The organism is Glaciecola sp. HTCC2999 (assembly GCF_000155775.1).
In the GTDB taxonomy this organism is placed as follows: Bacteria; Pseudomonadota; Gammaproteobacteria; order Enterobacterales; family Alteromonadaceae; genus Opacimonas.
Genome location: NZ_DS989810.1, coordinates 178,273 through 191,163, shown reverse-complemented (window position 1 = coordinate 191,163; position 12,891 = coordinate 178,273). Strand labels below are relative to the sequence as shown.

General features: G+C 38.2%; 11 protein-coding genes. 6 read left to right on the top strand and 5 right to left on the bottom strand.

Annotation, left to right across the window (positions count from 1 at the left end; all coding sequences use genetic code 11):
• Positions 1-143 precede the first annotated feature (143 nt).
• The gene (locus G2999_RS00905; protein ID WP_083781637.1) at positions 144-1,424 is read left to right on the top strand and encodes a lipoprotein-releasing ABC transporter permease subunit; all 1,281 of its coding nucleotides are present in this window, start codon (positions 144-146) and stop codon (positions 1,422-1,424) included.
• Positions 1,425-1,493: 69 nt separating this feature from the next.
• Positions 1,494-2,048, top strand: coding sequence for a phosphoribosyltransferase (locus tag G2999_RS00900; RefSeq protein ID WP_010177792.1), 555 nt, complete (start codon positions 1,494-1,496; stop codon positions 2,046-2,048).
• A 47-nt stretch (positions 2,049-2,095) separates the two neighbouring features.
• On the opposite strand, the gene G2999_RS00895 is transcribed toward G2999_RS00900, so the two are convergent.
• The gene (locus G2999_RS00895) at positions 2,096-2,767 is read right to left on the bottom strand and encodes an energy-coupling factor ABC transporter permease (protein WP_010177789.1); all 672 of its coding nucleotides are present in this window, start codon (positions 2,765-2,767) and stop codon (positions 2,096-2,098) included.
• Positions 2,768-2,779: 12 nt separating this feature from the next.
• Complete coding sequence (gene xthA, locus G2999_RS00890) at positions 2,780-3,589, bottom strand: exodeoxyribonuclease III (protein WP_010177787.1); 810 nt, start codon at positions 3,587-3,589, stop codon at positions 2,780-2,782.
• 52 nt (positions 3,590-3,641) lie between these two features.
• Between xthA and G2999_RS00885 the strand changes: the two genes are divergently transcribed.
• Entirely contained in the window at positions 3,642-5,324 is a 1,683-nt protein-coding gene (locus tag G2999_RS00885; RefSeq protein WP_010177785.1) for an aminotransferase class V-fold PLP-dependent enzyme, read from the top strand.
• Here the strand turns inward: G2999_RS00885 and G2999_RS00880 are convergent.
• Positions 5,257-6,609, bottom strand: coding sequence for a glycosyltransferase family 4 protein (locus tag G2999_RS00880; protein ID WP_029257304.1), 1,353 nt, complete (start codon positions 6,607-6,609; stop codon positions 5,257-5,259). The genes G2999_RS00885 and G2999_RS00880 overlap by 68 nt on opposite strands.
• A 187-nt stretch (positions 6,610-6,796) precedes the next feature.
• Between G2999_RS00880 and G2999_RS11510 the strand changes: the two genes are divergently transcribed.
• Positions 6,797-7,900, top strand: coding sequence for a 2-dehydropantoate 2-reductase (locus G2999_RS11510; RefSeq protein ID WP_010177782.1), 1,104 nt, complete (start codon positions 6,797-6,799; stop codon positions 7,898-7,900).
• A 58-nt stretch (positions 7,901-7,958) separates the two neighbouring features.
• Here G2999_RS11510 and G2999_RS00870 read toward each other — a convergent pair whose 3' ends face one another.
• Positions 7,959-8,762, bottom strand: a complete 804-nt coding sequence (locus tag G2999_RS00870; protein ID WP_029257303.1) for an acyl-CoA thioesterase II — start codon at positions 8,760-8,762, stop codon at positions 7,959-7,961.
• Between G2999_RS00870 and G2999_RS00865 the strand changes: the two genes are divergently transcribed.
• The gene (locus G2999_RS00865; protein WP_010177777.1) at positions 8,713-9,723 is read left to right on the top strand and encodes an alpha/beta fold hydrolase; all 1,011 of its coding nucleotides are present in this window, start codon (positions 8,713-8,715) and stop codon (positions 9,721-9,723) included. The genes G2999_RS00870 and G2999_RS00865 overlap by 50 nt on opposite strands.
• 12 nt (positions 9,724-9,735) lie before the next feature.
• Here G2999_RS00865 and glgC read toward each other — a convergent pair whose 3' ends face one another.
• The gene (gene glgC, locus G2999_RS00860; RefSeq protein WP_010177775.1) at positions 9,736-10,986 is read right to left on the bottom strand and encodes a glucose-1-phosphate adenylyltransferase; all 1,251 of its coding nucleotides are present in this window, start codon (positions 10,984-10,986) and stop codon (positions 9,736-9,738) included.
• Positions 10,987-11,271: 285 nt separating this feature from the next.
• Between glgC and G2999_RS12520 the strand changes: the two genes are divergently transcribed.
• Complete coding sequence (locus G2999_RS12520; RefSeq protein ID WP_010177772.1) at positions 11,272-12,735, top strand: sensor histidine kinase; 1,464 nt, start codon at positions 11,272-11,274, stop codon at positions 12,733-12,735.
• Positions 12,736-12,891 lie beyond the last annotated feature (156 nt).

The window sequence follows — 12,891 nt, the reverse complement described above, 5'->3', positions numbered from 1 at the left end:
ATGATTGTATTAATAATCATCAACATGTGGCGTTGAGCGGATACTGTCCTTTTTACTGTTTTCGAACAGAAAGCAGAATACAGACTCAACCATTACATCCTTTTTAATTGTTAGCTTGTTGTCTTATCGAATAATAACGTATTATGCACGTATTCAAAGGCGTTGAGAATAGTGCAAACAAAATGAATCTGGTATCAGCACGGATTGGCTTTCGTTACAGTAAAAGTAGGGGGAACAATAGTTTTATAGCCCTAATAAACTTTTTTTCGGTACTCGGTTTGGGCTTAGGTGTCGCGGCGCTGATTGTGGTGTTGTCAGTCATGAATGGTTTAGAAGATCAGTTAAAACAACGCATTTTAGGTGTGGTGCCACATATTGTTATTCCACATGCAAGTTTACCGCAACCTATCTCTCACCCAATAACTGATTCATTGAGTGCAGCACAACGTGAAACGATTGTAGCGTCGATGCCTTTCATCGAACGACAAGCATTGATCCAATCTTCACAAGGCCTTTCAGGGGTGAGTGTTCAAGGTATTGATCCTAAGATTATGAAAATGGCTTCCACTCTAAATGATCATTTTGTGTTTAACGATTTATCTGGACTTCAAGCACGACAATATCATGTGGTAATAGGGTATGCATTGGCCCGTAAACTGAATGTGCAAGTAGGGGATACGTTACGGATCATATTACCTTCTTCGTCACGTTTTACGCCTTTTGGCCGTGTTCCCGCTCAACGTAACGTTATTGTCTCTGGTGTATTTAGCCTTCAATCAGTTGAAGATAGCCAAACATTATTTATGCACATCGAAGATTTACACCGCTTAGCCAGGATTAAATATCAATCCGATGTGCTTCATTCGAGTGACAGTACACGTTGGTTTATCAACGACCCATTTAGCTACGGTCAGATAAGCACAGCATTAGACCAGCTCGGCATTTCTCATACTTCATGGCGTGAAAAACAAGGGCCATTGTTTGATGCTGTCAAAATGGAGAAGAATATGATGGCATTGATGTTGTTGTTAGTCATTGCAGTCGCAGCGTTTAACATTATTTCAGCACTAGTCATGGTGGTCATTGAGAAAACATCGGATATTGCCATATTACGCACGCAAGGATTAACTGCATGGCAAGTCATGCAAATTTTTATGTTTAATGGTTTATTTAATGGGATAAAAGGGACTGGGATCGGTATGTTGTTAGGTCTGGCTTTAGTATTCAGTTTGAATCCTATCCTAATCATGTTGAATGTTCCGATTGCTTTATCCGGTGACGGCACGCCTGTCCCTATATTATTAAAACTAGAGCATGTTGCATTAATTGTCGGTATATCTTTGAGTTTATGTGTTTTAGCGACCATCCCACCGGCATTAACAGCATTGCGATTATTACCGGCGCAAAGTCTAAAATACGAATAGACGTTTTCAATTTTCCTTATTCAACTATAAAATAGTACACATCAACCGAATATAAATAATAGGACTTCCATGGATAAGTATTACATATCTGCACAAGAACTACTTGAAGACTCTTTCCGTCTAGCTCATCAAGTATTTGAGGATGGCTTTCGTCCAGAATTCATTGTTGGTATTTGGCGAGGTGGGGCACCTATTGGTATTGCGGTGCAAGAATTCTTTGAATATAAAGCTGTATCCACAGACCATATTGCCGTGCGTACCTCATCTTATTCTGGCATAGGTGAGCAGTCACGAGAGATAAAAGTTCATGGTTTACACTACATCATAGAACATTGTAATGCCTCAGATAAACTATTAATTGTGGACGATGTATTTGATTCTGGACGCAGTGTTGAAGAATTAATTGCACAATTACAATTACAAATGCGCCTAAACACGCCTACAGATATTCGTGTGGCATGTCCATGGTATAAGCCGAATAATAATAAAACGGATATTGTTCCTGATTACTATGTCAAAGAAACGCATGAATGGATTGTATTTCCACATGAAATTAATGGTTTATCAAAAGATGAAATAGCTAATGGTAAAAGTGACTTGAGTCGTATTTTAGATATTCTGTAGGATCTGGATTTCGTAATAATCATGTGTTGCAGATAAATGACGACAGTTTAAGAGTCGTTACTGTCGTCTTTATCTTTATCTGGATCGAAATAGTGCTTATCACTGAAAGTATAAATCCAATCAGGCTTATAAATAATCAACAAGGTCATGGTCATGCCATTGAGTAATCCCTCTGGAAATATTAATAATGGGATCAATACTTCGTAATTATCTACAACAACCTCCCACGAGTAGTAGCCATTTAGAGTATAGAAACCACCAATTAACCCCATCTTAATGGCAATCATCGCAGCGCCTGGAAAGAATGCACATACAAAAACATAAATGAACATATGTCTAGGGATCCGATGAAAACTAAAGGTATAAACAGCATAGGTTAGTGCGATAGGAACTAACACGCCAAGTAATCCATTGGCTCCAAACATCTGCCAACTTTCTTTCCCGACACCGGTGATCCCTAACAATACCAATCCTGAAATCAACACTGCATAACGAAAACCTAAGGTTAATGTGAGTGCGGTTAACCATAAAAAATGCACGGTTAAACCATCATAAATTCCAGCACGAAATAGCCACAATACAAATACTGATACCCCTGCACCGAAGACTAAATGTTGGATCCGTTTGTGTTTAAATAACAACGAAAAATCAATGTGTTTTAGCACGTAGCTATAAATACCCACATATACTAATACACTGACAATCTCTAACCAGGTCATTGTGCTTCAGTCCTAGCAAGAAAATACAGCAAAAATTGGCGCATGGTCTGAGGGTTTTTCAATGCCACGCAGCTCATAGTCGATTTCTGACTCAGTGCATAAGGGTAATAATGTCGTTGATGCTAGGATCACATCAATACGTAAACCTCGATTATCTACAAACCCCTTAGAACGGTAGTCAAACCAGCTGTAACGGTCAGTTTTCTCGGGTGTTAAGCAACGAAAAGTATCGTGATAACCTAATGCTTGCAAAGTAGCTAACATGTCTCTTTCTATCGGTTGAAAACTACATTTACCACTGCGCAACCAACGCTTTGCATTATCAGGTCCAATACCAATATCCAAATCAGTCGGAGAAATATTGATATCACCCATTACAATGACTTGGTCATCGGGCCCGTGTGTAGCGGCTAAATGCGCCGTTAAATCGCGATAAAAGTCGACTTTGTAGGGAAACTTAGTGTCATGCTTAATATTTTCACCTTGTGGGAAATACCCATTATAGATAGTAATATCTTTTCCATTGTTAGTCGGGAGTGTGACAGCAATCAAACGTTTTTGATGCTCATCCGTATCTGAAGGTAATCCGTATTGCACTGAAATGGGGGGATTTTTGGTCAACATGGCGACCCCATAGTGTGCCTTTTGACCATGATAAACAACATGATAGCCCATCGCTTCGACATCTGAGATGGGAAATTGTGCGTTATCGACCTTGATTTCTTGTAGACCAATCACATCGGGTGAATGACTATCTATTAAAGCTTGTAACTGATGTAAACGTGCTCGAATGCCATTGATGTTAAAAGAAATAATTTTCATATAGGATATAATTTTAAATGTACGTTATGATGCAGTGTAGCAATAAACTGTCATGGATTTAAGCGCAATTATGCAAGAGTTCCGCCAAGAGTTTCCTTTTTTCAAGTCATACCCTGAATGTATCTATTTAGATAGTGCCGCAACGACCCATAAGCCTCAATGTGTCATTGACACAATCGCGCAAGCTCAGGCACAGAGTAATGCTAATGTGCATCGTTCATCTTATCAACTTGCCGCGGATGTCACTCGGCAATATGAAGCAATACGTTCGCGTCTAGCGCATTTTATCAATGCACCCGATAGTCAAAATATATTTTGGGCCAAAGGGGCAACAGAAGCGCTTAATTTGATCGCCTATGGGTTAGGGGAATTATGTTTAGCTAATCACCCCTTGTGGCAAGGAAATGAAATTATTATTTTAACTTCAGAACACCATGCCAATATTTTACCTTGGCAACAACTCATTCAGCGAGTTAACCAAATTCGTAGTGCTTATTCTCAAAATGAACACATTAAGATGTTACGCGTAACCCCTGTATCGCCTGATAAAAATGGGGATTATCAATATGATGAATTATATAATGCTATCTCTGATGATACGGCAATCATTGCCATTGCGCATGTTTCCAATGCCTTAGGATGTATTCATCCGATTGAAAATATCAGTGCCAAAGCCCATCAATATAATGCGTTATGCATTGTTGATGGTACGCAAGCTTTAGCACATTTAAACGTTGATGTGCAGGCCCTTGGGTGCGATGCCTATGTGGGCAGTAGTCATAAAATGTTTGGTCCTACCGGTGTCGGCTTTGGTTATGGTACCGATGTTCTCCTCGACGCATTACCTCCTTACCAAGTGGGCGGTGAAATGATTGAACACGTGAGTTTTACCTCCTCGCGATTTCAGTCTTATCCACATAAATTTGAAGCTGGCACACCTAATATTCATGGGGTGCTTGGATTGGGGGCAGCAATCAACTTTGTTGACAAACATTTAGCGTATATACAACGTACTGAAGAAAACTTATTTACGTACTTATTAACACAATTAAGTCAGATCAAGCAGGTCCGTTTACTAGGACAAGGTAATCTTCATAAAATCAGTCTGTGCAGTATGGTCTTTGTGCATAATGGTGATTCGTTAAGCCACTACGATGTATTGAGATGGTTAGATGAAGCTAATATTGCATTGAGAGTGGGTCATCACTGTGCAATGCCACTTATGCAACACCTAGAAGTAGATGGCACACTAAGAGTCTCTATATCGGCATATAATTGTGTAGCGGATATAGATATGTTTATCGATGTCTTAAAAAGTGCCATCGATCAACTGATTGGTAGTCATGACATATTAATTAATGATTCTTTGTCGTTAGCGTCTCAATTTAATGGACTACAAGGTTATGAAAATATCTTTCGACAGATTATGCTTAGTAGCAAAGCATTACCGGTATTAGACGCTTCAAAGCACATTGATGCGTATCATGTGGCAGGCTGTGAAGTTGATGTGTGGTTAATGTATACGCCACACAACAATGCATTTGAAGCCTTTGCCAATAGTAAAATTATTCGTGGTTTGTTAGCTATTTTACTCGAAAAAGCAAATAGCTTAACCGCTAAAGAACGTCGTATATTTGATTTTTCTGGCTATTTAACAGCACTCGGTATCACTCATCATTTGAGTCAATCTCGAGTGAATGGGCTGGATCGCGTAATTGCGAAATTGTCTGCTTAGCTTCAATCCATTGCGACATATATTGAGTTGCTTTTAATTGTTGCTGATTAATCATCGCTTGCCAGAAATTAGCCGCTCGGTGTTGTGATAAATTATCCCGTAGACTGTGAATTCGCTCAATTAATATTGCTGTGTAATGGTTAGCATTAAACTGAGCATTAAGATGTGCGGCATTGCTCTGTTGTGTGCTTGTCCATAGCTCCCGGTCTTGGTATAACTGTACTGCTTTATTGGCAAACTCTTGAGCATCATCAGCAATACAAAGTACTTCATCCGTATAAATCCCTTCACTCGCAATGGTCGTCATCATACTCGGTGTGCCGACTTGTGCTGCATCAAAAACCTTGCCTTTTAAGCCAGCACCAAAACGTAATGGCGCCAAATTAATTCGAGCATTCTCTAATACTGTTTGTGCGTCACGGGCCCAACCGGCGATATGGAACCCAGATTTAGGTTGATTAAATTGTTGTGCTTTTGCTGGTGTATATGCCCCATACACATAACATTGAGCTTCTGGTAGTTGAGCTTTAATTTGAGGCCAAACCGTTTTAGCTAAATATTGTACGGCATCCCAATTTGGTGCATGTCGATAGTTGCCGATAAAGACAAAATGTTGCCGTTGCTCAAATGAGAGCCATTGGGCTTGTTGTTTATTTGTAATACCAGGTGTTAAAAATGGACAATAAAACAAAGTGTCTGCACTGAGTGGATAGTGCTTCGTGATAAATTGATATTCTTGTTTTGAAATAATTAAACTCAGGTCCATACGCATGATACTGGTGATTTCGCGTATTGCTAATTCGTTGTGTAAGCAGCCTTGGAGTTGAGGGTATGCACTATCGCCTTCATGATATTGTGCTAATGCCTCGATAGATAAATCGATATTAGGATACTGATTGTGCAATCGACGTCGCAACTCGCGTAGAGAATGGATATCTTCAGTATCCAGTATGCACAACGCATTAGGACAGGCAGCTCTAACGCGCCAAGAAAATTGTTCTTCCATCATAAAGCGGTCAAACAAGACTACATCAGGTGCTAATTCACCGACCATTTCATCAAAACGACTATCATTGAGTTCAATATTCACAGCGGTGATATTCAAAGCCGATAAATCAATCGTGTGTTGTGCTTCATAATGATTTGCAGGGCAAGCGAAATGACACTCATAACCATTACGCTGGAAAACGTTAATTAATGATAATAAATGAGTACCCGCTGCTGAACTTTTGGGTTCAGGCCAAACGGTACCAATAACAAGTAAACGGGGGGCTATTTGACTCAACGCATGTTCTCTGTGATGTTATTTATTAGTTGCTATTAAAATAGATGATTGTTTTGCTATTTCTTGGAGATGTATATTACATGAATGGTATGTGTTTCACTATGCTTACGCGTTCAATCGTATTAATGTTATTTAGCACAACAAAATCCTGATTATTTAAGTTACGCTTCACTCTAATGGATAGGAAATGAATTTACACAAAACGAGACTAGCATCAAATACAACTGACCAAATGCATCGGCATGGCATTATCGGGGCAGGTTTGATTGGTGGTTATTTAACTGCGCATCTAGCCCCGGTTTTACACAATATCGATAGTAACTCGTCAATTACTGTCATTGGGCGAGGGTATGCACGTGATGATTTTGGCACTGAAATGTCAATATCTGATTTTGCTACTCACACAAAAACGCTCAATACCTGTAATGTCACATTTTACGAAGCTGTGACACATAGTGTATCCACAGAACAATCTCTCACAGTGGATGTACTATGGTTAACGGTAAAATGCACTGCGATAGCGTCGGTTGTTAACGAAATAGGTCCATTACTACATGATAGAACGGTGATTATCTGTTGCCAAAATGGTATTGGCAGTGATGCGATAGTGCGAGATGCTTTTCCTAAACATCAAGTATATAGAGCAATGTTTCCATTTAATGTGGTGAAATTAGGTGTCGGACATTTTCATCGAGGCTCTTCTGGAACCGTCATGTTAGAAAATATGGTTGAAAAGTCCGAACATGATTATTTTAGTGAACTTATCAATGGCTTTAAGCAGCAATTCTACGATACCTTCCCATTGGATTGGTGTGATGATATGGATGCCTTGTTATGGGCGAAATGCCAAGTCAATCTAACTAATAGTGTCAATGCGTTGTCTAATATGTCATTAAAGAATACGCTACTGAATAAAGGCTATCGACGAGTAATAGCACAAATGATGCGTGAGCATCTTCAGGTTTGTGAAGCATTGGGTATTAAATTACCTAAAATTACGAAAGTGTCAGCAAAAATGATCCCAAGGGTCTTAAGTCTACCAGACTGGTTATTTCCTAGCATTGCTAAATCTATGGTAGATATTGATCCAGCTGCTAAGCTCTCAATGTGGTGGGATTTAGAGCTCCATCGAAACACTGAAATTGATTATATTAATGGCGCGACGATAAACGCAGCTAGGAAGTTTAACATACCGACACCAATGAACGATAAAGTACTTACGCATATAAAGGCTTTAGAACAATCGCCACAAAGATATGCTGTCAGCGCACAGATGTTACTGGGTGAATAATCGAGATTGTGTTTATGCGATGTTGCGATGAGCTGGTAAGAAGTGGGTCATTGATAATTTAATCAAATACACCCACACGCTGACGACTAATCGCAATAAGTTTTCCATGTTTATCCCATATATTAGCCTCGGTAATGCCATAACCATGATGGGCATGTCTTGTATCATCATGATAAGCAAACCAATCTTGACTATCATAAGGCGTATCACTTTCTAAAAATTCAACATTCCAGTTAATGGTACTAGCAGGGGTTGGCCATTTTAACATTTGGATAAGTGTCGGTGGATAAGCATCTAATAAACCCACTAAATGAGTAAATGTGAACGCCTTAGTAGGCTGCTTGAACCGAAACCAGCCTTTATAATGGGCGCTTTTTTGACCCGTAAATGGGATCCCACCTGATTGAATAGCTAAATCAAATTGACGTAAAAATTTTGGTGTTACTTTGGGTATAGGTGGGATAAAAGTTGCTTTTTTTGGAAGTTCAAAATCATGCTTTTCACAATTTTCCACTCTCGCTTTGGATTGTCTATTACGAGCAAAACAAGCCTGCATTACCACACAATTTTTATCATGTTGAATGGCATATGCGATATATTGAGAGACATTTTTACCGACTCGCAGCGTTTCGACTTTAACCGTAAATGGTTCATTGCACAGTAAAGGCCCGACAAAATTAACATTTAATGTTTTAATCGGCCTTTGGTCAGTGATTTGGTGGGCTAAACATTCAAATAATACCGCACTGGAAATGCCACCATATACAGTGCGACCTTGCGACCAATTCTCACCAATGGTAATGGTAGATTGCATGCCAGATAAAAAAGATTGGGTTTGGTCTAATACATCATCAAATGTCATAAAATCTCAAAAATATCGCTGGTCGGATGTGGTTATTATTAACCGTGACTATAAGACTTGCAAACAACCCAAACTGATAAGTATTGATAACAATGAGTTATTCAACATTACCGATACCTTATGGCATTATAACGTCATTGTAATTAATGGTGATCAGTCCATGACAACGATCAATTTTGTACATGCTAACGGCTTCCCAGCACCGACATATAATGTATTCTTTGAGCAATTACAGGAACAGTTTACGCCACATTCCTTGAATATTATTGCTAAGCATCAATATGCACATGATCCTATGTATCCATTAGTCGATCATTGGTCTAATCAAGTGACAGAAGTAATAGAACACATTCAAGCGCATGCTAATGAGCCTGTGATAGGAATAGGACATAGCTTTGGTGCGGTAGTGACATATATGGCTGCATGTAAAGCACCGCAGTTATTTAAAGGTGTTGTTTTATGTGATCCGCCAATAATGACTGGGCTAGGTGGTCGTTTCATTGCCCTGTTAAAACGATTAGGGTTGATTGATTATATTACGCCCGCTAAGCGTACATTACAGCGTAGGCAATGGTGGGATTTACATGATGATATGCGTACTTATTTTGCACAAAAAGCGTTATTTAAAGATTTCCATCCACAGTGTATTGACGATTACGTTAAGAGTGTTAGCGTGATCAAGTCAGGAAAAAAAACATTAACTTATGATGTCAATGTAGAAGTGGATATTTTTCGATATATGCCTACAAACATTCATCACTTCTATAATCGCTGTGAAGTGCCTAGTTTGTTATTAACTGGACGTAATACAACCGTTACTATGCCTATGTTTGTTAAACCTTTCTTGAAGGGTAATCCATCAATGCTACATGAGTATGTTGATGGAGGACACTTATTCGTTTTAGAAAAACCAAAAAAAACGGTGCATTCAATGCACCGTTTTATCACTGATTTAATATAATCTGAATCGTTATTATTTTAACGCTTCTAACATATCTGGGGTTACTAAGACTACCCCTGCGCTAGACACTCGGAATCCACGTTGTCTATCATCATCATGATTGACTCCGATTTCCATACCTTCAGGTACAACACAACCTCGATCAAGTACTGCTTTTTTTATTGTACAGTGTCGACCAATTTCGACGTTCGGTAAGAGTACGGATTCTTCAATGAAGGAATAAGAATGGATCCGCACATTAGAGAAACATAAACTCTTTTTAAGTGATGAGCCAGAAATGATACATCCGCCGGAGACGACTGAGTTTATCGCTTCACCGCGACGATTCTCTTTATCCCAGACAAATTTAGCCGGTGGTAATTGTTCTTGATAAGTCCAAATAGGCCACTCTTCATCATACAGGTTTAATGCTGGAACTGGTTCCACTAATTCCATATTTGCTTCCCAGAAGCTATCTATAGTACCCACATCGCGCCAATAATTATTCTTTTCACCTAAGCCAAATTCAAATGCGTTGACTTTGTGTTCTTTAATAATCGTAGGAATAATATCTTTGCCAAAATCGCGTTCTGAATTTTTGGTTTGATAATCCTTCTCAAGTTGTTCAAATAAGAATTCAGTATCAAAAATATAGTTACCCATCGATGCGAGGCAATTATCAGGATCATCAGCCAGTGCCGCTGGTACTTCTGGTTTTTCGGTAAAATTCGTTACACTATTATTTTCGTCGACTGCCATCACACCAAACGCGCCAGCCGCTTCTTTACAAGGAACACGCATGCACGACACCGTCATTTTTGCTCCAGACTCGACATGCTTAGCAAGCATATTGCCATAATCCATGCGGTAAATATGATCGCCAGATAAAATCATTACATATTTAGGTAACTCGTCTCTGATAATATCAATATTCTGATAAACTGCATCGGCAGTACCTTGATACCAATCATCTGAGAAACGTTGAGATGCAGGCAAAATTTCAATTGATTCGCCTAATTCTTTTTTAAAGTGACCCCATCCTCGCACCACATGACGAATTAAAGAATGTGATTTGTACTGAGACAGAATACCAATACGACGGATGCCTGAGTTAATACAATTTGATAATGGGAAGTCGATTATTCTAAACTTACCACCGAAGTAAACAGCAGGCTTGGCGCGCCATTGAGTCAGTTCGTGTAATCGGGAACCTCTACCACCAGCTAATACCAATGCATAGGTATCACGAGTTAAGTTACTGATATAGCGTCTATTATTTGACATCGAAAATCCTTTTTAAAACATGAAAGCACTTTCATATTATAGTATTTATAGAGATATTCATAGTATGAATATCTCTAAATAGTAAGAATCAAACGTGTCGTAATTGACTGGTCATTATAAATCTAAAATGAATCACTCATAACGTGATACCTTGGAACAACGTTAATTCGTGCATTAGTTTTATAAAATATGAGAAGCTGTTAAGGTATTTGTACAATTGACTTAAATTTATTTTATATCTGCCGATATTAATTGGTGCATTTATGTTGATATTGGAACTTTCATTTGAATAACACATCATTATCTAATCTGAATGATCAAATTGCGTTACTTGAGCGCAGACTTGCGCGTGAGAAAAAATCTCGTGAGATGGCAGAACAGTTGCTCGCACAAAAATCACGAGAGATTTATGTTGCCAATCAATCATTAAAAAATGCATTACTTGAAAGTGAACAAAAACGTGATGAATTACAGTTTTTACTCTCGACAAGTGGCAGTTTGTCTTTTGGTGTCAATAATACGAGTTTACTAAATAATGTGACTGAACTGACTTGTTCCTTTTTGAATGCTGTGTGGGGGCTTAGCGAAGTACAGTATACTTCAAAACCAAAGTTTAATTTGTCTACGAGAATTTGTGATAGTAATAAGCAATGGGGCAGTAATATTTCTTTTATCAAAAAAGTGAATGAAATGTTAGCTTTACAACCCGCAACAGCACAATGGAATATGGTCGAAATTAATCATAAAAGCATTTACCCTTATCCATTACAGATGCTTTATGTCAGTAAACAAATTGATCACGATACGATTTTACTATCTGCCTTTCTATTAAAACATGCACCGGCTTCTACAGAAACCTTTGACGCTTTAACGATCATACAACGACAGGTTAAAACATTTTTGATAGCAAGAAAAAATGGCACATTAATTACAGAAACTAAAGATAATCTGGATGTGATACAAGAACAACTGACGCAAGCTAAAAATCAATTAGTGCAATCTGAAAAAATGGCGTCTCTTGGACAACTTGCTGCTGGTATAGCCCACGAAATTAATAACCCAATAGGCTATATACGTTCAAATTTAGAAATGTTATCGAATAATATGATGACGATAAATACCTTTATTAATGAGTTAAGCAAAGAAAAAAGCGCCGAATTTCTTAGATGTTTAACCCAATATGATATTGAATACATCCTTGATGATACGAGTGATATTCTCACATCTAATATTGAAGGGGTAGATAGAATTTCAGAGATAGTCACAGGTTTAAAAACGTTTTCTCATCAAGGTGAAAATGATTTTAAATCGTTTTCAATTGTAGATACTGTATCAACAGCATTGCATGTGGTACAAAACGAGCTTAAATACAAACATCACGTAGAGCATAATGTCAATAAAGACGATTTATTAGTATTTGGGAAATTCGGTCAAATACAACAGGTGTTTGTTAATCTATTTGTCAACGCTGCTCATGCTATGCCGGATGGCGGCGTTGTTAGTATTACGTATCTAAAAATTAATGATGAATGTCACATAAAGGTCAAAGATAACGGTTGCGGTATGTCAAGTGATACTCTAACTCAGTTATTCAATCCTTTTTATACGACAAAGTCAGTTGGTCAAGGGACGGGGTTAGGGCTCTCTATTTCCTATTCTATTATGCAATCGCATAAAGGTGACATTAAAGTAGAATCCACTCTTGGTGAAGGCACTACCTTTACCGTGATACTCCCACTCGCTAATTAAGCCCTTTAAGAACTAATTTACATTATCTTAAATAAATGTTTCAAACCATTGAGATTTTTCATGGAGTTGAGTGAGTTTCACCCATATCTTTAATTATCATAAATGCTTTTTTGTATGTGAATACGTATGTAAAAATTTGTTTTAAAGAAACAATGT